Raw genomic sequence first — 21,352 nt, 5'->3', positions numbered from 1 at the left:
CGTCCCCTACAAAAATAAACAAGCCCCGAAGCATCAATTGCTTAGGGGCTTGTCTTATACATAAGTATCTAACTTGAATTTATGTTCCTTTTTTCTTCAGAGTCCGCTTTATGAGCACTTTCACACGCTCGCAGGTATCCTGCGGAAATTCCGTTATGAACTTTATCGCCTGCTCATGAGCTTCCTCACGGGGGAGCTTCAAAAACCTGTGGAAGAACGCATATACCTCGTCAAATGACGAGAACAGCCTTTCCACGGTCTCCTCACCCTCAGGAGTGAGAACGACGCTGTTGCAGAAGTCCTCATATACCAGTCCGCAGTTGGCGAGACACCTGAGCATTTTGCTTACGCTTGGCCTTGAAACTCCAAGGTGCCGCGCTATGCTTACACAGCGTACACATTCCTCTTTTTCGGACAGTTCCTTTATTGCTGCCAGATACTTTATCTGACCTGCACAGTGTTTCATTATATTCTCCTTTCAAAGAGACATTTCTTACTTGTCAGAGTCGATGAGATTCCAGTAACCCTTCAGGTATACAGCACCTGAAATTACTGTAAGACCCGCAGATATCCATATAAGCGCAGGGATTATCACATTGTCCACAGCATTTCTGAACGCGTCGGGGAAGTCTATACCGAAATCAAAGCACAGACTGAGCCAGAACAGTATAGCTATTATAGCCACCATAGTAAAGGCAGTCTTCAGCTTGCCCCATATACCGGCTGCAACAACTATACCGCTGTTTGCGGCAAGGAGCCTGAGTCCTGATACCATGAACTCTCTTGCGGTTATGATGATGAAGGGTACAGCACCCATATTCACCTCTGCAAGCTCTACAAATACCGCCAGCGCAGCTATTACGAGCACCTTGTCCGCAAGGGGATCGAGGAATTTACCGAAGTTGGTAACGAGGTTTCTCGATCTTGCTATCTTTCCGTCAAGAGCGTCCGTTATGGAAGCAGCTGCAAAGATAATGAGGGCGATCGCATAGTGAAAAGGCACGTTTATATACATGAACAAAAGGAAAAACGGTATAAGAAGAACTCTCAGAAGAGTCAGCTTATTTGGCAGATTCATTATTTTATCACCTCTCCTATCAGGTCATAATCAAGTGTATCAGTGATCCTTATTCTTACATGATCTCCGATCTCAAGCGGTTTTTCCGAAGTAAAGAATACTTTTCCGTCAATATCGGGAGCGTCGAGCCGCGTCCTTCCGAACCAGCACTCACCGAACTTGTCAAAGCCTTCAACAACAGCTTCAAGCTCTTCGCCCATGAGCTTTTCGTTGTTCTCGCAGCTGATGAGCATCTGCTGCTCCATTATGATATCCGCGCGGTGGGCGGCAGTTTCCTCGTCAACCTGACCAGGCATATCGTAAGCCTTGGTGCCCTCCTCACGTGAATAAGCAAAGCAGCCCAGTCTGTCAAAGCGTACTCTCTTCACGAATTCAGCCAGCTCCTCGAACTGCTCCTCAGTCTCACCGGGAAAGCCTGTAATAAGCGTAGTCCTGAGTACAACTCCCGGTATCTTTTCGCGTATATGCGCAAACAGCGCCTCCAGCTTTTCGGCATCGCCCCAGCGGTTCATGCTTGAAAGTATATCCCCGCTGCAGTGCTGTATCGGTACCTCAAGGTACTTTACAAGCTTTTCCTCACGGGCGATAACGTCAAGAAGCTCGTCGGTTATGCGCTCCGGATAGCAGTAAAGGGTGCGTATCCAGCGGAGACCGTCTATTTTGCACAGCTCTGTGAGAAGCTCCGCCAGTTTCGGCTCGCCGTAGAGATCCTTTCCGTACTGAGCCGTATCCTGTGCGATGACCACAAGCTCCGTAACGCCGTTGTCAGCAAGGAATCTCGCTTCCTCTATGAGCTTTTCCATAGGGACGCTGCGGAATTTCCCCCTTATCATGGGTATAGCGCAGTAGGTGCAGCAGTTCGAACAGCCCTCCGCGACTTTAAGGTAAGTAAAGAATGGCAGGGTGGATATTATCCTCTCTCCGCAGAGCTCCGCGTCAAGCTTGGGAGCAAAGCGCACGACGCGCTCGTCCGCAAGAACGTGGTCGAGGATATCGACTATATCCTTTGTGTCACCTATGCCTATAACGGCGTCCGCTTCGGGGAACTGCGCCGCAGCCTCCTCCTTGTACCTTTCCACAAGACAGCCTGTTATGATAATCTTTTTGAGACTGCCCTCCTCCTTGAGCTTTCCCAGTTCAAGGATAGTTTCTATAGCTTCTTCCTTTGCGGCCTTTATGAAGCCGCAGGTATTGACGACTGCCACATCGGCAAGCCCCGGCTCTGTCACAAGCTTGTAGCCGTGGCTCCTGAGCTTGTAGAGCATACGCTCAGAGTCAACAAGATTTTTCGAGCAGCCAAGGGACACCATGCCCACCTTGATCGCCATATCAGTTTTCCTCCTCAAGATCGTCCGCACATTCAAAATACTCCTTAACGGCGCGGTTTATCTCTGTAAAATCATAGCCGTACCGCACAAGTGCGCTTTTGACCTTTTCTATTGTTTTTCTGTCCTCACGGTCTGTAAGGTATCGGGAATGCTTGGTTTTCAGCAGCTCCATAAGGTTCTTCCCGAAGGTATCGCTGTAGGGGGCGAGAGCGTCCTCTGCGATATATTCGCTTATACCCTTCTGCATGAGCTCTCTCTTGCAGCGGCGTGAGCCGAAGCGCTTTACCTCAACGAGCTTTCGCGCCATACGCTCAGCGTATCGCACATCATCTATGAAGCCGTGCTCAGTGAGTCTTTTCATGACCGCAGTGCAAAGCGGCTCGCTTTTATAGTTCTCAATGAGCTTTCCGAACATTTCCGAATAAGTATAGTCTCTGTAGTCCAGCAAGTAAAGAGCCCGCTGATAGGCTCTGCGGAAGTTGGAAGCGTAGACAATCTTTTTCAGGGTCTCCCTGTCTGTCTCCATACCGGGACGTATACCGAAATCAGTGATTATATCGGCATGGAGATAGAGCTTCCGCCCGTCGTCAAGTTCCGCTTCGTAGGTCGAGCCCTTGTACCGCGCAACGGATATTATCTTCATTATTCCTCAGCCGGCGTGAACTCCTCAAAGTTCTCGTCAAAGCTTGCAAGAACGTCCTCGTCTGAAGCGCCTTCTCCGCTCTCAGCCGCAGGCTTTTCAGCAGCCGGAGCTGCCGCGGGCTTGCTCTTCTTTGCAACAGAAGCGTTCAGCTCGTCCTTTCTTGCCAGTATCTGCTCCTCAATCTCCTTCATGAGCTTTTCGTCGTTCTGGAGCAGCTCCTTTACGTTATCACGTCCCTGTCCAAGCTTCTGATCCTTGTAGCTGAACCACGAGCCGCCCTTCTTGATGATGTCAAGGTCTACGGCAAGGTCGAGCACCTCACCTGTACGGGAGATTCCGCTGCCGTACATAAGGTCGAATTCGCACTCCTTGAAAGGAGGAGCTACCTTGTTCTTTACTATCTTGCAGCGTGTGCTTGCACCAATAACATCAGTACCGGATTTCAGCACCTCGCCCTTTCTTACCTCGATACGCACCGATGAATAGAACTTCAGCGCACGACCGCCGGGAGTAGTTTCGGGATTTCCGTACATAACGCCTATCTTTTCGCGTATCTGATTGATGAATATAGCAACACAGTTGGACTTTGATATAGCCGCTGTGAGCTTTCTCATAGCCTGTGACATAAGTCTCGCCAGCTGACCTACATGGAGATCACCCATTTCGCCGTCTATCTCGGCACGGGTGGTCATAGCGGCGATAGAGTCGAGAACTATTACATCGATAGCGCCCGAACGGATAAGAGCCTCAGCTATTTCGAGAGCCTGTTCGCCGCTGTCAGGCTGCGAAACGAGAAGATTGTCGATATTTACTCCAAGAGCCTTTGCGTAAACAGGGTCGAGAGCGTGCTCAACGTCTATGAACGCGGCTTCTCCGCCTGCCTTCTGTGCCTGAGCCACGATAGACAGCGCAACTGTGGTCTTACCGGAGCTCTCAGGGCCGTATATCTCAACGATACGTCCTCTCGGAACGCCGCCTATACCAAGCGCCATATCGAGAGTCATGGAACCAGTGGGGATAGCGTCAACATTCAGGGTCTTTGTCTGTCCGAGGCGCATTACCGCGCCTGCGCCGTACTTCTTTTCTATCTGCTTGAGAGCGCCGTCAAGAGCGGCTTTCTTGTCCTCTACGGCTGTAACTCTGACAACTGTAGGCTTTTTAGCAAGTTCCTTTTTTGCCATTGGTATTTCCTCCGTACTGTATTATAATATATTAAGCTTTAAAATTCCTGAAAAACCTAAAAATCAATTCACGGCGGCGGCTGTTCTGATTATTCCCCCGCCGTCACGCCGAAGCTCAACGTCGGCGAAACCGTTTTTTTCGAGTATATCCTTTACGGCGTCATGCTGACCGAGACCGAACTCATATACGATATATCCGCCGTTCTTTATGGAAGCTTTCCACAGCCTTGTCATGGCTCTGTAGAAGTCGAGACCGTCCTTGCCGCCGAAAAGCGCCGATTCAGGCTCGTATCTCACCTCTGTCATGAGCTCACTCATGTCCTGCGAGGTAAGGTAAGGGGGATTGCTCACAAGTATATCAAGTCCCGTTATCTGACGGGCAGTTTCACTTCTCAGCACATCGCCGCTTATTATTTTTATATCGCCGCAGCCGTTTAGCTCTGTGTTCTGTCTCAGATAGTACAGAGCCTTTTCAGACAGTTCCACGGCGTATACCTCCGCTTGGGGGAGCTCCTTTTTCAGCGCTACGGCTATACAGCCGCTGCCGCTGCAAAGATCGGCTATCTTGGGCGCTGTAAGCTTTTCCCTGCGACATATATCGAGTATCTGCTCCACAAGAGTTTCCGTATCGGGACGGGGTATGAGAACACCCTCGCCCACCTTGAAATTGCAGCCCCAGAACTCCCACTGTCCCAGCAGATACTGCAGGGGATAGCCCTCGGAACGGCGCTTTGCAAGAGAAAGTATCTCCGCAGCCTTCTCATCGGGAACAGGCTCCTTCGGAGCGAACATGGGGAACTTCTCCCCCAGCATATCCTGAAATATACAGGCGGTGTCAAAGTCCGCGGACTCCTCGTCACGCAGGGCTATGAGCCCGCGGCATTTTGCAAAAAGCTCGCCGCGGCTTACCACCTGTCCTCCTCCTTGTCCTGAGGGATACAGGGAGTCATAGCTGCTATCGCTATCTCTATCATACTGTCGTCGGGCTCACGAGTGGTTATGCGCTGCATTGCGAGTCCGGGAGCGGAAAGGATACGTGTGAAGAGGTTGTCGTTATTTCCCGCAAGGCGTATAAACTCGTAGGAGATACCCACAACAAGCGGCAGCAGCACCAGTGAAGCAACTATACGCTGCCATGTTACCGTGAAAGGCACGAAGCACATCACGAATATACTTACGATAAGAACTATGAATATGAAGCTGGTGCCGCAGCGCTTGTGGAAGCGGCTCTGCTTGCGGATATTCTCAACTGTGAGCGGGAGCTCCGCCTCATGGCAGGCAATGGTCTTGTGCTCTGCGCCGTGATACATGAACTGTCTGCGTATATCCTTCATTAGACTTGTAAGGTACATATATACAACGAAAAGGACTATCTTCACAACGCCCTCAAGGAGAGAGCGCAGGAAGCGATTCTCCTTTACGGAGGGGATAAGTCCCACTATCCACTTGGGGAGCATGACAAAAAGTCCCAGAGCCATTACTACTCCGAGGAGTATGCCGAGGTACATGAATATATCATATCCTGAGCCTTCCTTTTTCTTTTCGGGAACAGCTTCAGCAGCTGTACTGCCGGCACTGACCGCAGCATCGCCGGCTATTGCAGGCGCGGTGTCGGTATCAGCCGTTTTCTTATTTTTCTTTTCCTTTCCGTCCTCCTCGTCCTCAGGCATCTGCTTTTCCGCAGACTTCATCATGTACTTATAGCCTTTGACAAGGGATATGACAAAGCCCGTACAGCCTCTTACCAGCGGAACTTTCCTGTACCACGGGGCGTTCTTTCCGTTATTCTCGTCCCATGTCTCCAGGTCAACAGTACCGTCGGGGAGCCTGCAAGCCATTGCGCCCTTTGTAGGTCCCAGCATCATTATGCCCTCTATGAGAGCCTGACCGCCTATCTTTGATTTGAATTTTTCCTGTGTATTATCGTTTTTTTCCATGTTTTCACCTTATTGAATTCAGTATTCTGTCCGCCTTACGGCTTTACCGCAGGAAGGGTGATGATAACTGTTGTACCCTTTCCCTCGCCCTCGCTGGTAACATCCATAGTGCCGCCGTGCATGGTTATTATCTCATCTGCAACGGCAAGTCCTATACCTGAGCCGCGGCGCGTGTGGTTCGCCTTGTAGAACTTGGTCTTAACTTTTGAAAGGTCTGATTCCTTTATTCCGCAGCCGGTGTCGGTCACCATGACAACGACGCTGCCGCCTTTTTCATAAGCCATTATGGTAACGGTATCTCCTGCCGAGGAATACTTTACCGCATTGTCTATGACATTGATGAACACCTGACGTATGCGGTTCTTGTCTCCGTACACGAAGGGGAGCATCTCAGGCTCGTTGTAGATTATCTCCTTTTCCTCACGCCTTGCCTTGTCGCTGTATATCAGCACAGCGTCACCGAGCTCTGCGAGGATATCCATATTCGCATTCTGGAGAGTGAAGTGACCGTTCTGCATACGGGAGAAGTCAAGGAGCTCCTCTACCATCTGTGAAAGGCGCTCAGTCTCGTTGACGATTACTCCTACGCCCTTCTTCATTGTGTCGGGACTGCCTCCGCCGTCTATCATGAGCGTCTCCGCCCAGCCCTTTATGGCAGTAAGGGGAGTTCTCAGCTCATGTGATACCGAAGATATGAACTCGTTCTTCATCGCCTCTGTGGCGGAGAGCTCGTCAGCCATATTGTTTATAGCCGTACAGAGGTCGCCTATCTCGTCGTCGCTGTCGTTCTCGATACGTCTGGAGAAGTCGCCCATAGCATACTTACGCGCTATACCGCTTATCTGCCGTATCGGTCTGACGATCGAGCCTGCGAAATACAGACCTGTCATCACGATTATGAGTATTATCACAAGGCAGACGATGGTTATCGCGATGGCGTAATTCTTTATGGTATCGTCTATCTTTTCAAGGGACGTCACCATTCTGACGGCGCTGTACTCGCTGCTCATGGAGTCTATCGGCACAGATACCGCAAGGATCTTTTCGCCTCTGTTCAGTCTGTACACCTGGTCACCCTCGCTTTTGCTGAGGGCTTTATCGTAATCCGGCATAGGATCGCCTGCGTCCGGCGAAAATCCCGAAGAAGTCAGAACAACTCTTCCCTTTGAGTTTATCGCCATCAGCTCTATCTTGTCCTTCTCGTTGAAGGTCTCAAGCATTTTTCTCATTTCAGCCGAGAAATTCGACGAGCTGTCCTGAGAATGGATACTCAGCACGCTCGTTACGGCATTCAGCTTTGATATAAGGTACTGCTTCGCATTGCTGTAGAAATAATTCTGCACAGCATAGATTATGGCCATATCAATGACGAGAATAGCAAGCACGACAACGCCGAGATTGTTGAATATCCAGCGCTTGGTGATACTGTGTTTAGCCATTACTGTCCGTCATTCCACTTATATCCGTAGCCCCATATAGTGATGATATATTTGGGGTTGGAGGGTTCCTCCTCTATTTTCATACGGATACGTCTTATATTGACGTCTACTATCTTATCGTCGCCGTAGTAGCTCTCGCCCCATATATGGTTGAGGATGCTCGCACGGTCAAGAGCGGTATTCTTGTTGTTCATGAAGAACTCAAGTATCTGGTACTCTACCTGTGTAAGCTCTATAGGATTGCCGTCCTTTGTGACGGTGCGGCTTTTCAGGTTAAGCACGAAGGGACCGCTCTCTATGACGGACTGTTTCTCGCTCTTGATGAAGCTCATGCATACCCGCCTGTAGATAGCGTCAACACGGGCGGTAAGCTCTGACGGTGAGAAAGGTTTGGTGATATAATCGTCCGCGCCTATCATAAGACCGCTGACCTTGTCCATTTCCTGTGTCCTTGCAGTAAGCATGATTATTCCGATGGTAGAGCTTTTTTCACGTATCTTCTTGCAGACTGTGAAACCGTCTATACCAGGCATCATTATATCGAGCAGGACGATATCGAAATTCCCGTGCTCTGCCTCAAAGGTCTTGAGCGCGTCCTCGCCGCAGCTTACATCGACTACGTCATAGCCTGCACGCTTGAGGTTTATTACAACGAATTCACGTATTGTATCCTCGTCCTCGCATATAAGAATACGTTTCATGAGAGTATCACTCCTTTATGTATTATTTCCCGGTAGGCATTCAGACCGGGTAATATCAGTCTCTTGTCCTGAAGCCTATGGCAGCTTCTCCCGCCGTTATGGAAAGACCGTCGCCGTCAGTGCCGGTGTTATTGGGGATATACGCAAGGTAAGACGAATCGCCTTTTGTATGCATCAGCATATATTCTCCCATTAGCCTGTCCTCACATGAAGGAGCGTCCTCGGCGCAGAAAATGTTCATAAGGTCTCTTCCGATGATCTTTTTGTCATAGGCGCAGAAAACGATCTCGTCGTTTATGAGATCAGTCTTCAGAGTTACCTTTCCCACCCACCTGTCGGGGAAAATGAAGATATATCCGTCATTAAGGCTGTAATAGGATACATAGCACCTCTGCAGCTTCATATCGCTGTTTATCTTCATCCACTCTGTCAGCTTCAGCTTTTCGCTGTCGTCGTAATATTCATATCCCGGAGCTGCTTTCTGCACCGGTATCTCTATGCTGCCGTCGCCGTCCACGTCAAAGCAGGTGCAGCCGGCTGATCTTTCAGTCACGGAAGCCTCTTCAGGAGTGCTGAAGAACCTTTGCAGCGAGCCGTCCTGCATATACACCACGTCCGACTGGATAGTTCCCGTTCCGGACACAGCGTCGATGTATATACCGGTATTCCCGTCAGGCAGCCTGCCGTAGTTTATCGTGAAATCACCGAAGTTCTCACTCAGCCCGATGGAAGCGTTGTTGAAATTGCCGTTCTTGTCGAGAGTATACACATTAGCCGTGGCAGGAGTGCCGTTGGACGCTCCCGTAAACCTCAGGAACTCGTTTTGTCCGTCGGAATCGAGATCCTTTACGCCTATGTAAGAATAAGGTTCATCCGACGAAGCGGGAGCATCGAATATCTGCTTCATCAGTTCTCCGTTTGAGTAGTTGTATATGGAAACATTCTTCTCGGAACGGTTTATGATACTTGTTCCGACGATGATGTTCGTCCTTTTGTTTGAGCCGAGCTTTGAGATTATGACCTCTTCGATCTCGCTGCCTTCCGCCGCCGTGTCATAGACCGATTTCCACTCATCGCCCTCTTTGTCGAGGACGTTTATACGCAGCGGATTCTCGTCTGCCGCATGGTTTTTCCTCTCATAGAACACGATAGCTTCATTGCCGCCGTCGTCATCGATATCCTCGATTATGAAGGCGGAGAGATATTTGCCCGATTTCGGATATTTGAGGCTTATCGTTGAAGCTCCTGTCGGGTCGGTCAGTTTTGAATATATCTGTTCCTGCTCGACACTGAGCTTTGGAGGAGTCATGAGCGTGTCTATGCTTGCACCGAAGGTACAGCCCGTAAGCGCAGCCCCCGTTGAGAGGGCTGTGATAATCGCTGAAATTTTTTTCATATATCCTGTAAAGGTCATTCGCGCTCAGAGAGCTTTATGTATTCCTTTTCCTTTGCTATGGCCTTGTAGGCGGGTCTTATTATCCTTCCGCCCGTGAGTATCTCCTCCATGCGGTGAGCAGCCCAGCCTGCCATACGCGCGATAGCGAAAAGCGGAGTAAAGAGCTCATCAGGGATACCGAGCATTCTGTAAACAAGTCCGGAATACATATCAACATTTGCGCACATTACCTTGCAGCTGCCCTTCATCTCTCTGAACACTTCGGGAGTAAGTCTCTCGATAGTTTCAAGTAGGCGGAACTCTGCTTCTATGTCCTTGCCCTTTGCGAGCTCGAAAGCCTTTTTCTTCAGGATAACGGCACGGGGGTCGGATATGGTGTATACCGCATGGCCCATACCGTAGATAAGACCTGAATGGTCATTGGTCTCCTTTAGTATGGTCTTGCGCATATAGTCCGCGACCTCGCCCTCGTCTTCCCAGTTCTTTATATTCGCCTTGAAGTTGTCGAGCATATTTATCACCTGGAGGTTGGCACCGCCGTGGCGCGGTCCCTTCAGTGAGCATATAGCCGACGAATAAGCGGAATAGGGGTCAGTTCCCGACGAAGTGAGTACCCGGCAGGTAAAAGTCGAGTTGTTTCCGCCGCCGTGCTCTGCCTGGAGCATGAGCAGACGGTCGAGCATCTGAGCCTCTTCCTTGGTGTACTTCCTGTCGGGACGGAGCAGCGAGAGTATGCACTGCGCCGTGTTTTCCTCGTAATTTATGGGATGCATTATCATGCTCTGGTTGTCGAATACCCTGCGCTTTACCTGATAGGCGTTTGCCATGATTACAGGCATTTTTGCGATAAGGCTCACCGCTGTGCGCATTTCGTTTTCAAGGCCCTTGTTCTCGCACTCGTCGTCGTAGGAATACAGAGCCAGCACAGAACGCGCCAGCTTGTTCATGATATTCTTTGACGGAGCCTTGAGTATCATATCCTCAACGAAACCGTTGGGGAGGTCTCTTTTTACGGAGATGTAGGAGCTGAAAGTCTTGAGCTCCTTCTCATTCGGCAGATGACCGAAGAGGAGAAGGAAAGCGGTCTCCTCGTAACCGAAGCGGTCGTCCTGTTCAACATTCTCCACAAGGTCGTTTACGTTATAGCCTCTGTATATGAGCTGTCCGGGGATAGGTTCCCTTTCGCCCTCGTTAATAACATATCCGTGAACATTGCATATGTTTGTAATACCCGCCATTACGCCGGTACCGTCGCTGTTGCGGAGTCCTCTCTTGATGTGATACTTTTCATAAAGATTCTGATCTATGACGGTATTTTCAGCAAGCTTGCTGCATAAATCTGTAATATTGGCGCCCGAAATATATGACGGCATCCTGATCACTCTCCTAAAACATATTCATTATTAATTATACACCATATCTTGTTTAATGTCAAACATTATTTCTTATTAAAGAAACAGCAGTAAACAAGCCGGTGTTCCGAATGGAGGACAAGTATGAAAAAAGCAATTGCCGCAGCACTGCTGCTGATAGTATCCGTAACTGTCATACCTGCTGTTCCCGTCTGTATATCCGGAAAAAACGATGTTTCCGCCGGCGGGACGATACAGCTGAAGGAGTTCCGCTTTGACGATGATAAAGTAAGCAAAAAGACGGTGTTTTCCGGCGAGCCCTACAAGGTGCTGGACGTCGAGAGCGGCGAGGTCATGGAAGTGCCTGTCCGCGACTACGTCATAGGAGCGGTATGCGCGGAAATGCCTGCGGATTTCGGCGAGGAAGCCCTGAAAGCACAGGCTGTCGCAGCTCATACCTACGCCGAGCGCCGCCGCATAAGCGAGAGGAGCTCCCCCACGGCAGAGCTCAGAGGCGCGGACTTTTCCAACGATACCGCAAAGTATCAGGGCTTTTTCACAAAGGAGAAGGCAAAGGAATGCTTCGGTGAAAAATTCAGTGAAAATTACACCAAGATCGCCGCTGCCGCCGATGAGGTGCTGCCCTTCATAATCACATACGAGGACGCTCCCATAATAGCTGCTTTCCACTCCATGTCACCGGGGTTTACAGAAAGCGCTGAAAACGTCTGGGGTGCTTCCGTTGATTATCTTGTGGAGGTCGACAGCCGCTCCGACCTGACAGCTCCGCATTTCCGCGAAAAGAAGGAGTACACGCAGGAGGAGCTGAAGGCCGCCCTCGAAGCAGCATTTCCGGGGATAGTTCTCGGAGATGACATAAAAAAATGGATAGAGGTACTGACCACATCCGATCCGGGCACGGTGCTTACGGCTTCCGTCGGGAATATGACGGTCACAGGCGGAGAGCTCCGCGACGCTCTCGGACTGCGCTCGGCAAGCTTTGAATATGCCGCAGACAGCAGCGGAGCAGTCATTACCACCAAGGGCTTCGGACACGGAGTGGGCATGAGCCAGTACGGGGCAAACGCAATGGCTGCCGCAGGAAAAAGCTGGCGCGAGATAATTGAACATTATTACCCCGGCTGCACTGTGACCGGCAGCTGAGCCCCTGCTGAGACCGCAATATTTGGTTTTCATTTTTTGCCGAATATGTCAATTCATATTGACATAGCTCCGACGATTTGTTATAATAACTTTGTGCCGCTTGTTGCGGCTCAACAGAAGAAACGAAACACAAATGAATCAGAAGGAGACTGTGTCCGCACCGGGCGGATAAGGATTATGAACAAAAATAAAGACCTGTATAAAAGATTTGTCACCTTTGTATCGGGAGTGCTCCTGCTTGCCATGATAACAGGCATATTCGCCTTTGTATGGTACAGGAACTACAGCGAAGTCATCGTACTTCCGTACTACAGACGAGGAAACTGGGTGCTCATCGCTATATACTGCCTGATAGTATGGCTCTTTTTCAGAGCCTACGGCGGCTTCAAGCTGGGCTACCTGAAAAAGACGGATATGTTCTATGCCCAGATGATATCCATGCTGTGCGTGAATACCGTCAGCTACTTCCTGATAAGCCTTATCGGACGTCATTTCATGGCGGTCATGCCGATAGTCTATATGTCCTGCGTGGACATGGGAGCGATAGCTCTCTGGACGCTTTTTATGGGAAAGATATATTTCATGATATATCCACCGAGAAAGCTGGTCATAATCTACGGAAGCCACCGCGCCGCGTCACTCGTGCTTAAAATGAGTCAGCGCGTGGACAAGTACATGATATGTGAATCCATCAGCATAGCCGAACCGGAAGAAAAGGTGAAGGAGCTTATAATGAAATACGAGGGCGCTATCGTCTGCGACATTCCCGCAGAACAGCGCAACGACTATCTCAAATTCTGCTTTGCCCACTCCAGACGCGCGTATATAGCGCCAAAAATATCAGATATTATAATAAGAGGTGCTGACGACATACGTCTGTTCGATACCCCTCTCATGCTCTGCCGCAATTACGGTCTGGACTTCGAGCAGCAGCTTGTAAAGCGCACCTTCGACATAATTTTTTCCGTGATAGCGCTTATACCTGCCGCACCGTTCATGCTCATATCAGCCCTCGCTGTAAAGCTCTACGACCGCGGCCCCGTTTTCTACAAGCAGAAGCGCCTTACCCTCAACGGCAGGGAATTTGACGTATACAAATTCCGCAGCATGATAGTTGACGCTGAAAAGGACGGCAGACCGCGTCTTGCCACCGAGGAGGACGACCGTATAACTCCCGTCGGAAAAGTCCTGAGGAAATTCCGTATTGATGAATTCCCGCAGCTCCTCAACATACTCAAAGGAGATATGTCCGTTGTAGGTCCGAGACCGGAACGTCCGGAGCTCACAAAGGAATACGAGGAGGAAATGCCGGAATTCGGCTTCAGACTTAAAGTCAAGGCAGGTCTCACAGGCTATGCGCAGGTCACCGGCGCTTATGATACAACTCCCTACGACAAGCTGAAAATGGATCTGATGTACATTGAAAATTACTCGGTACGTCTTGATCTTCAGATAATACTTATGACACTAAAGACAATGTTCTTCCCGCCGAAAAACAACGCTGAAACGGCGGAAGCCCTCTTAATGCCGAAGAACAGCGAAAGAAAGGAAAATACAAAATGAAGATCACAGCAGTTATCATGGCAGGAGGCAGAGGCGAGCGTTTCTGGCCGAAAAGCCGCAACGCAAGTCCGAAGCAGTTCCTCTCACTGACCAAGGACGGCGAGACCATGATACAAAAGACGGTAAAACGTCTTCTTCCCATAGTCGAAACAGACGATATCTACATCGTCACCAACGCAGCCTATAAGGAGCTCGTTTTTGAACAGCTCCCGGCAGTACCCAGGGAAAATGTCCTCCTTGAGCCATGCGCAAGGAATACCGCCCCGTGCATAGCCTTTGCGGCAGCAGTCATCAGCAGGAAGTACGAGGACGCGATAATGCTCGTGCTTCCCTCGGACCACCTCATCGGCTATGAGGACATATACATCAACACTCTCAAAAAGGCTGTCAGGGCAGCCGAAAAGGGCAAGCGCCTCGTAACTATCGGAATAACTCCTGAGTACCCCGAAACAGGCTACGGCTATATCAACTTCGGCGAGGAAAAGGGCGACGTATACGCTGTGGAGCGCTTTGTCGAGAAACCGGACCTTGCCACAGCAAAGGAGTATCTTGCCTCCGGACGCTACCTCTGGAACAGCGGTATGTTCGTGTGGAAGATATCCTCGGTAATGCATAATATAAAGGAATTCATGCCGGATATATACGAGGGCGCAGTGCATATAGGACAGGCATTCGGAACACCTGACTTCACAGATGTGCTCGTTAAGGAATTCACAGCCTTCAGAAGTGAGTCCATCGACTTCGGAATAATGGAAAAAGCCAGTCACATCTATACTATCCCCGGCAGCTTCGGCTGGGACGATGTGGGAAGCTGGCTCGCTGTCGAGAGAATTAACGAGACCGACAACGACAACAACTTCATCGACGGCGACGTGATAACAGTCGATGCCCAGCGCACGACCGTATGCGGCGGAAAAAGACTGATCGCCGCTGTGGGCACAAGAGATATCATCATCGTGGATACGGACGATGTGCTTCTTGTATGCTCAAAGAACAACACACAGGATGTAAAAAAAGTCATAGCACAGCTCAAGGAACAGAACAGGAACGAGTTCGTATGATCTGCGGCATGAATATTACGGAGGAGCAATAAAAATGAAGAATGCACTTATCACAGGAATCACAGGTCAGGACGGCTCTTACCTTGCAGAGCTTCTGCTGGAAAAAGGCTATAACGTCTACGGTATATGGAGAAGAAAGGCTACTGCCGATTACGGCAACATCGCCCACCTCAGAGACAGGGTAACTCTCATATACGCTGATATGACCGATCCTGTTTCTCTTATATCCGCTATGAAGATTTCACAGGCTGACGAGGTCTACAATCTCGCAGCGCAGTCCTTCGTGGCTACGAGCTGGGATACCCCCATCGGCACCGCCGATATCGACGCTCTCGGCGTTACGAATATGCTGGAGGCTATCCGTATCGTCAAACCCGATGCGCATTTCTATCAGGCTTCCACATCTGAGATGTTCGGACTTGTACAGGAGATACCCCAGAAGGAAACAACTCCCTTCTATCCGAGAAGTCCCTACGGCGTCGCAAAGCTCTACGGTCACTGGATAACAAAGAACTACCGCGAGAGCTACGGACTTTTCGCCTGCTCCGGAATACTCTTCAACCACGAATCCGAGCGCAGAGGCATAGAGTTCGTCACACGAAAGATAACAGACGCTGTAGCACGTATAAAGTTAGGTGTTCAGGACTGCGTTGAGCTGGGAAATATGGACTCAAAGCGCGACTGGGGACACTCAAAGGACTATGTCCGCGCAATGTGGCTCATGCTCCAGCAGGACAAGCCCGACGACTACGTTATCGCTACAAACGAGACAAGAACTGTCCGCGAATTCGTTGAGACCGCTTTCAGACACGCGGGTATCGACATTGAATGGAAGGGCAAGGGCGTTGACGAGACCGGTATAAACAAGGCAAACGGCAGGACTGTCGTTAAGGTGAACAAGAAGTTCTTCCGTCCTGCGGAAGTGGATATACTCCTCGGCGATCCATCAAAGGCTGAAAAGGCTCTCGGCTGGAAGCGCGAGATAGATTTCTCACAGCTGGTTGAGCGCATGGTAAAGAACGACCTTGCGCTGGTCGAAAAGGAAATAAAAATAAAGGAAACTGTAGGCTGATATAAAAGCTTTTTTAAGGAGGGCTCATCATGAGATTCGAGGTACTCAGAACTAAAAAGGGCGGCTATTCCAAGGCCAGTGTAATCGCTAAACTGGACGCACTGAACGGGTTACTGCTCGCTGTGGAGGAGGGTATGCCGCGGGAAAAAGCGATCTCAGAGCTTGAAAGGATAAAGCAGATCGAGATCCGCACCGAAAAGGGCGGCTTTTTCGGAACTCCCGGTTTTTCGGTGGAGGATACCGACGCTTACATCTCCGATCTTATTGCGATGATCGAGAAAAAAATACAATAAAAATACATCAAAGGTGGAGAAGTTGATTTGAAAATAACCTTCGACGCTGTACCGATATGCAGCGACAAAATGACGGGAATAGGCTGGTGCGAGCTCGGACAGACTCAGGCTCTCGCGGAGCTCTGTCCCGAAAACAAATACGAATACAGCTTCTTCACAAGCGGTGATGAGGAGCGCGTAAAGCGCGTAAAAAAGCTGGCAGGCAAAAAAATAAGGCTCAATACCTCAAAGTTTTCGGGCTTTGTCTACCGCGCCGTCAGCACCTTCCTGCCCGTGCCCTATTCATTCTTCTTCGGCAGAAAGTCCGATATTACCCACTTCTTCAACTATATCGTCCCTCCTTTTGTACACGGGAAAAAGGTCGTGACCGTTCACGATATGGTATACAAGTCCTTCCCCGGAACTGTCCGCGGCAGGACGAAATATATGCTGGATATAGGTCTGAAACGCTCCATGAAGCGTGCCGACCTCATAGTTACCGACTCTGAATTCTCAAAGTCGGAGATAATAAAATATTTCCCTCAGCATGAAAAAAAGATAAGGGTCATTCCCTGCGGAGTTGACCTCGGACGCTTTCACCCCTGCGATACTCCGGAGCGCATACCTGCGGTAAAGGAGTCTCTGGGCATTAAGGGCGATTACTTCCTGTACGTGGGCACTATCGAGCCCCGCAAGAACCTCGAACGCCTCATAACCGCATATGCCGCCTTTACCAAAAAGGCAGGAGACAGCGCTCCAAAGCTGGTTCTCGCAGGCGGCAAGGGCTGGCTGGATCAGGGGATCTACAGCCGTGTGGAAAAGCTTGGTCTGACGGACAGGGTCATATTCACGAAATACGTCCCCTCAGAGGACATGAATCCCCTTATGTGCGGTGCGCTGGCATTCGTCTTCCCCTCGCTCTACGAGGGCTTCGGCATGCCTCCCCTTGAGGCTATGGCTTGCGGAGTGCCGGTACTTTCTTCCGGAGAGGCTTCTCTCCCGGAGGTAACAGGCGACTGCGCTGTGATATGCGACGCTTATGAACCTAAAAGCATTGCCGAGGGTATGTACAGGCTCTACACTGACGAAGAGCTGCGCAAAGAGCTGGGCAGAAAGGGACTTCAGCGTGCTCAGGGCTTCACATGGAAACGCTCCGCAGAAATGCTCATGGAAGTATACAGGGAGCTCGCAAAATGAAAAAACAGCTTAACATACTTGAAGTAAATAAGGCTTACTTTCCCCATATAGGCGGTATAGAGACTCTTATCCGCCAGTATTCCGAGGAGCTCGGAAAGCTTGAGGGCGTTAAGGTAAAGGCTCTCGTGTGCCGTGACGGAAGAGGAAAAACTATCCGCGAGAAAATGTGCGGAGTAGACCTCACACGGTCGGGGAGCTTCGGAACATATTTCTCATGTCCCGTATCCCTGTCATTTATCCGCAATTTCAGGCGAATGGCGAAAAAAGCCGATGTGGTACACATACACGTACCATTCCCTCTTGCGGACGTCGCTCTGCTGCTGTCAGGCTACAAAGGAAAGGTCGTGGTATCGTGGCACAGCGACATCGTAAAGCAGAAAAAACTCATGCTTTTTTACAAGCCCTTCATGCGCTGTCTGCTCAAAAGGGCTGATATCATACTCACCGCTACGGAGGGACACGTGAAGCACTCCCGCTATCTCCCGGAATTCAGGGAAAAATGCAGGATACTGCCCTACGGCATAACTCCTGAGGACTACCTCTCCGTACCGCGTAGACCTGTTCTCACCGAAAAAGCGAATGACAAAAGCAGCGTAAAGGTGTTCTTCACAGGCAGGCTCGTCTACTATAAGGGCGTTGACGTTCTTCTCAGAGCCTTTGAAAAGGTGCGGGGCTGCGAGCTTTTCATCGCAGGCACGGGAGAGCTTGGCGACAGGCTCAGGAGCTTTGTTTCCGCTCATGGCATGGAGGACAGGGTACACTTTCTCGGCTTTCTCCCCGACGAGGAGCTGAAACAGGCTTACGCAGACTGCGATATCTTCGTGCTGCCGTCTGTAGCGCCAAGCGAAGCCTTCGGCATCGTGCAGCTCGAAGCCATGATATACGGCAAACCGGTAATAAATACAGCCCTGAAGTCGGGCGTTCCATACGTCAGTCTCGACGGAATGACGGGCATTACAGTGCCGCCCTCATCTCCGAAGGCTCTTGCAGAGGCGATAAACACCCTTGCAGCCGATAAGGAGCTCCGTGAAAGGTACGGCAAAGCCGCCGCTGAGAGAGTGCAGAACGAATTCAACGAAAAGACCATACTCAACAGGCTCTATGAGCTTCTGAAATAGTACAACTTCTTGATAATGGAGGGCAGACACTTGAAAGCATTGATAATCGGCGCGGCAGGCTTCGTGGGAGCTTATCTTATCCGCGAGCTCGCCTCCGCAGGCTGGGAGGTCCACGCTACCTGTCTGCCGAATGAGACAATAACCGAAAAATGCGGCACCCACGTGCTCGATATAATGAACGGGGACGACATATCGCAGATATTTGACGAAACCGCTCCCGACGTGGTGTATCACCTTGCCGCTCAGAGCTCGGTGTCGGTATCATGGAAAAAACCGCAGCTCACTGCGGAAATAAATGTCATCGGCACTATAAATGTGCTTGAAGCGATTCGCGCAGCAGAAAAAAAGGATATAAGGACGCTGCTCATCGGCTCCGGCGAGGAATACGGCTATATCCGCAAGGGAGCCTGTCCGCTGAAGGAGTCGGAGCCCCTCAATCCCGGCAATATCTATGCCGCCACAAAGGCTTGTCAGGGCATGATAGGCGAGATATACGCCCGTGCCTACAAAATGGACATAGTGATGGTGAGAGCTTTCAACCATTCGGGTCCCCGTCAGAGCGATATCTTCGTTATCTCCGATTTCTGCAAACAGATAGCGGAGATAGAAAAGGGTATGCGCGAGCCTGTTATCAGCGTTGGAAATCTCACGGCTATGCGTGATTTCACCGACGTCAGGGACGTGGTCAGAGCTTACCGGCTTCTCGGCGAAAAGGGCAGGAGCGGAGCCGTGTACAACGTGGGCAGAGGCAGGGCTGTGACGATACAGTTCATACTTGATACTGCCCTTTCCTTCGCAGAGCTGCCGATAGAAGTAAAACAGGATCCCAGCCGCATGAGAGCTTCAGATATACCTTTAATAGAGCCAGATGTTTCGCTGATATTCGCCGATACCGGCTGGTGCGCGGAGATAAGCATGGAGCAGACCGTAGAGGATACGCTGAACTACTGGAGAGAAAAGCTCATGGCTTACGGCTTGTCACTTGGCACATAAAAAGCCGGAACAACGACTCTTAACCGAATAAAAGGAGTGAACAAAATGTCTGATATGAAGCTGACCAAAGACAAAATGCTTACATTTACCGGACACGAAAAGATAAGTACGCTTAAAGCAGGCGAAAAGCTGACGGAATTCGGTGAAAATCAGAACAACGCCAACGAGCTTCTTGCCGCAAATATAAACGACCTTATAAAGCGGGTCTGCGCTCTGGAGGATCAGCAGCTGAAAACTGCCGAAGTGCTCAGACGTATCGCTGACGAGCTCGGTTCCTTCAAAAAGGAGATAGACCGCGTCCGCCTTGCGGAAAAGCTCAATTCCGGCGCTATAGAGCGTATCGACCGCGCTCTGAAGCTTGCGGAAGGCGACGGAAAATAATTGTATCTTTAGTGTGAAATTTTTCTCAAAGTCTTGACAATAAGATGTTTTTGTTATATTATATATAAGTGGACATGATGTTATCCGCAGCTTGAAAAAGTCCGACGGACATATATCTGTACATCATCAAGACTCAATCAACGGAGATTTGTGTAATTGCAGTCTCCGTTTTATTATTTTTGGAATAATTACGCAAAGAAAGAAGGTGTTATCATGGCAGAAGAGCTAATGGAAGGGCTGGATAACCATACCGCCTTTACGATACATTTATTCGGTCTTGATATCCCCATTGCTGATTCATGTGTGGTGACCTGGGTAATAATGGCAGTTCTTGTACTGCTTTCAATACTACTCACAAGAAAGCTGAAAAAGGTGCCCACAGGCTCCCAGTGCATACTTGAGGGAGTAATGGACTGGCTTGACGCTCTGTTTGTGGATATCCTCGGAGAAAAAGGCAGAAGGTACATACCTATACTCGAAACCTTTATACTCTACATAGGAATATCGAATATAATCGGTATTTTCGGTTTCGTACCGCCCACAAAGGACGTAAACGTAACGGCTGCGCTTGCGGGAATGGCTATCATACTCGTACAGGCGACCTTCATAATCGAAAAGGGCCCTGTGAAATGGCTGAAAAGCTTCCTTAATCCTATAAATCTGCTTGACCTTGTAACAAGACCGCTGTCGCTGTGTATGCGACTTTTCGGAAACATTCTCGGAGCGTTCGTCGTTATGGAGCTCGTAAAGCTCCCCTTCAAGGCAGTCATGGGCGTTCCCGCGATAGGATTACCCGTCATTTTCAGCGCTTACTTCGATATATTTGACGGACTCCTGCAGGCCTATATATTCGTATTCCTCACCTCGCTCTATATGTCTGAGGCTATGGAGGAGGAAGAAGGAAAAGAGGGAAAAAAACTGAAAAAAGCTAAAAAAATACCACATCTTCACGGAGGTAAATAAATATGGGAATAATCGCATTAGGCGCTGCTGTTGCCGTACTTACAGGCATAGGCGCAGGTATCGGTATAGGAATCGCAACTGCCAAGGCAACAGAATCAATAGCAAAACAGCCCGAAGTAAAGAGCGACATCAGGACCGCGCTCATAATCGGATGTGCTATGGCTGAGGCTACCGCTGTTTACGGCTTTGTTGTAGCTCTGCTTATAATCATTATGCTCCGCTGATGCCCGGCAGCAAATAACAACTACATACACGGAGGTATATTAAAAATGGGAATAATCGCATTAGGCGCCGCTGTTGCCGTACTTACAGGCATAGGCGCAGGTATCGGTATAGGAATCGCGACCGGCAAGGCTACTGAGTCTATCGCCCGTCAGCCTGAGGTAAAGGGCGACATCAGAACTGCGCTTATAATCGGATGCGCTATGGCTGAGGCTACCGCTGTTTACGGCTTTGTTGTGGCTCTGCTTATAATCATTATGCTCCGCTGATGCCCGGCAGCAGATAATCATG

General features: G+C 49.9%; 23 protein-coding genes. 12 read left to right on the top strand and 11 right to left on the bottom strand.

Features of this window, described 5'->3' with window-relative positions:
- Window positions 1–79: 79 nt before the first annotated feature.
- The 11 genes from QZZ36_RS02115 to QZZ36_RS02065 all read right to left on the bottom strand — a co-directional run bounded on the left by QZZ36_RS02115 (window position 80) and on the right by QZZ36_RS02065 (window position 11,076).
- Window positions 80–466: a metal-dependent transcriptional regulator gene (locus tag QZZ36_RS02115; protein ID WP_295075983.1), complete on the bottom strand. Its 387-nt coding sequence runs from the start codon at window positions 464–466 to the stop codon at window positions 80–82.
- Between the two features lie 27 nt (window positions 467–493).
- Window positions 494–1,078: a CDP-diacylglycerol--glycerol-3-phosphate 3-phosphatidyltransferase gene (gene pgsA / locus QZZ36_RS02110; RefSeq protein ID WP_295075980.1), complete on the bottom strand. Its 585-nt coding sequence runs from the start codon at window positions 1,076–1,078 to the stop codon at window positions 494–496.
- The gene (rimO, locus tag QZZ36_RS02105; RefSeq protein WP_295075977.1) at window positions 1,078–2,406 is read right to left on the bottom strand and encodes a 30S ribosomal protein S12 methylthiotransferase RimO; all 1,329 of its coding nucleotides are present in this window, start codon (window positions 2,404–2,406) and stop codon (window positions 1,078–1,080) included. The genes pgsA and rimO overlap by 1 nt, the downstream gene beginning before the upstream one ends.
- A gap of 1 nt (window position 2,407) precedes the next feature.
- Window positions 2,408–3,049, bottom strand: coding sequence for a RecX family transcriptional regulator (locus QZZ36_RS02100; protein WP_295075974.1), 642 nt, complete (start codon window positions 3,047–3,049; stop codon window positions 2,408–2,410).
- A complete protein-coding gene (gene recA, locus QZZ36_RS02095) occupies window positions 3,049–4,230 on the bottom strand; it encodes a recombinase RecA (protein WP_295075972.1) in 1,182 nt (393 codons plus the stop codon). Before recA ends, QZZ36_RS02100 begins: the two co-directional genes overlap by 1 nt.
- 63 nt (window positions 4,231–4,293) lie before the next feature.
- Window positions 4,294–5,142, bottom strand: a complete 849-nt coding sequence (gene prmC, locus QZZ36_RS02090; RefSeq protein WP_295075969.1) for a peptide chain release factor N(5)-glutamine methyltransferase — start codon at window positions 5,140–5,142, stop codon at window positions 4,294–4,296.
- The gene (locus QZZ36_RS02085; protein WP_295075966.1) at window positions 5,136–6,167 is read right to left on the bottom strand and encodes a DUF1385 domain-containing protein; all 1,032 of its coding nucleotides are present in this window, start codon (window positions 6,165–6,167) and stop codon (window positions 5,136–5,138) included. Before QZZ36_RS02085 ends, prmC begins: the two co-directional genes overlap by 7 nt.
- Window positions 6,168–6,202: 35 nt before the next feature.
- Window positions 6,203–7,606, bottom strand: coding sequence for a HAMP domain-containing sensor histidine kinase (locus QZZ36_RS02080; RefSeq protein ID WP_295075963.1), 1,404 nt, complete (start codon window positions 7,604–7,606; stop codon window positions 6,203–6,205).
- Window positions 7,606–8,307 (bottom strand): response regulator transcription factor, encoded by a 702-nt coding sequence (locus QZZ36_RS02075; RefSeq protein ID WP_295075960.1) that lies wholly within the window; start codon window positions 8,305–8,307, stop codon window positions 7,606–7,608. The genes QZZ36_RS02080 and QZZ36_RS02075 overlap by 1 nt, the downstream gene beginning before the upstream one ends.
- Window positions 8,308–8,362: 55 nt before the next feature.
- Window positions 8,363–9,703: a hypothetical protein gene (locus QZZ36_RS02070; RefSeq protein ID WP_295075958.1), complete on the bottom strand. Its 1,341-nt coding sequence runs from the start codon at window positions 9,701–9,703 to the stop codon at window positions 8,363–8,365.
- Between the two features lie 14 nt (window positions 9,704–9,717).
- A complete protein-coding gene (locus tag QZZ36_RS02065; protein ID WP_295075956.1) occupies window positions 9,718–11,076 on the bottom strand; it encodes a citrate synthase in 1,359 nt (452 codons plus the stop codon).
- 123 nt (window positions 11,077–11,199) lie between these two features.
- Between QZZ36_RS02065 and spoIID the strand changes: the two genes are divergently transcribed.
- The 12 genes from spoIID to atpE (QZZ36_RS02005) all read left to right on the top strand — a co-directional run bounded on the left by spoIID (window position 11,200) and on the right by atpE (QZZ36_RS02005) (window position 21,330).
- A complete protein-coding gene (gene spoIID, locus QZZ36_RS02060) occupies window positions 11,200–12,219 on the top strand; it encodes a stage II sporulation protein D (protein WP_295075953.1) in 1,020 nt (339 codons plus the stop codon).
- 177 nt (window positions 12,220–12,396) lie between these two features.
- Window positions 12,397–13,782: a sugar transferase gene (locus QZZ36_RS02055; RefSeq protein WP_295075950.1), complete on the top strand. Its 1,386-nt coding sequence runs from the start codon at window positions 12,397–12,399 to the stop codon at window positions 13,780–13,782.
- Window positions 13,779–14,843, top strand: a complete 1,065-nt coding sequence (locus tag QZZ36_RS02050; protein ID WP_295075947.1) for a mannose-1-phosphate guanylyltransferase — start codon at window positions 13,779–13,781, stop codon at window positions 14,841–14,843. The genes QZZ36_RS02055 and QZZ36_RS02050 overlap by 4 nt, the downstream gene beginning before the upstream one ends.
- 34 nt (window positions 14,844–14,877) lie before the next feature.
- Window positions 14,878–15,915: a GDP-mannose 4,6-dehydratase gene (gmd, locus tag QZZ36_RS02045; protein ID WP_295075943.1), complete on the top strand. Its 1,038-nt coding sequence runs from the start codon at window positions 14,878–14,880 to the stop codon at window positions 15,913–15,915.
- Between the two features lie 29 nt (window positions 15,916–15,944).
- Window positions 15,945–16,208, top strand: coding sequence for a hypothetical protein (locus QZZ36_RS02040; protein WP_295075940.1), 264 nt, complete (start codon window positions 15,945–15,947; stop codon window positions 16,206–16,208).
- Window positions 16,209–16,235: 27 nt separating this feature from the next.
- Entirely contained in the window at window positions 16,236–17,384 is a 1,149-nt protein-coding gene (locus tag QZZ36_RS02035; RefSeq protein WP_295075937.1) for a glycosyltransferase family 1 protein, read from the top strand.
- Window positions 17,381–18,502: a glycosyltransferase gene (locus QZZ36_RS02030; protein WP_295075934.1), complete on the top strand. Its 1,122-nt coding sequence runs from the start codon at window positions 17,381–17,383 to the stop codon at window positions 18,500–18,502. Before QZZ36_RS02035 ends, QZZ36_RS02030 begins: the two co-directional genes overlap by 4 nt.
- A gap of 30 nt (window positions 18,503–18,532) precedes the next feature.
- A complete protein-coding gene (locus tag QZZ36_RS02025) occupies window positions 18,533–19,495 on the top strand; it encodes a GDP-mannose 4,6-dehydratase (RefSeq protein WP_295075931.1) in 963 nt (320 codons plus the stop codon).
- 45 nt (window positions 19,496–19,540) lie between these two features.
- Window positions 19,541–19,876 (top strand): hypothetical protein, encoded by a 336-nt coding sequence (locus QZZ36_RS02020; RefSeq protein WP_295075928.1) that lies wholly within the window; start codon window positions 19,541–19,543, stop codon window positions 19,874–19,876.
- 213 nt (window positions 19,877–20,089) lie between these two features.
- A complete protein-coding gene (locus tag QZZ36_RS02015) occupies window positions 20,090–20,839 on the top strand; it encodes a FoF1 ATP synthase subunit a (protein WP_295075925.1) in 750 nt (249 codons plus the stop codon).
- Window positions 20,840–20,841: 2 nt separating this feature from the next.
- Complete coding sequence (gene atpE, locus QZZ36_RS02010) at window positions 20,842–21,063, top strand: ATP synthase F0 subunit C (RefSeq protein WP_295075922.1); 222 nt, start codon at window positions 20,842–20,844, stop codon at window positions 21,061–21,063.
- Window positions 21,064–21,108: 45 nt separating this feature from the next.
- Complete coding sequence (atpE, locus tag QZZ36_RS02005) at window positions 21,109–21,330, top strand: ATP synthase F0 subunit C (protein ID WP_295075919.1); 222 nt, start codon at window positions 21,109–21,111, stop codon at window positions 21,328–21,330.
- Window positions 21,331–21,352 lie beyond the last annotated feature (22 nt).

The sequence above is a fragment of the Ruminococcus sp. genome, from assembly GCF_016287535.1.
Taxonomy (GTDB): domain Bacteria; phylum Bacillota; class Clostridia; order Oscillospirales; family Ruminococcaceae; genus Ruminococcus.
This window is presented reverse-complemented; position numbering and strand designations above follow the sequence as displayed.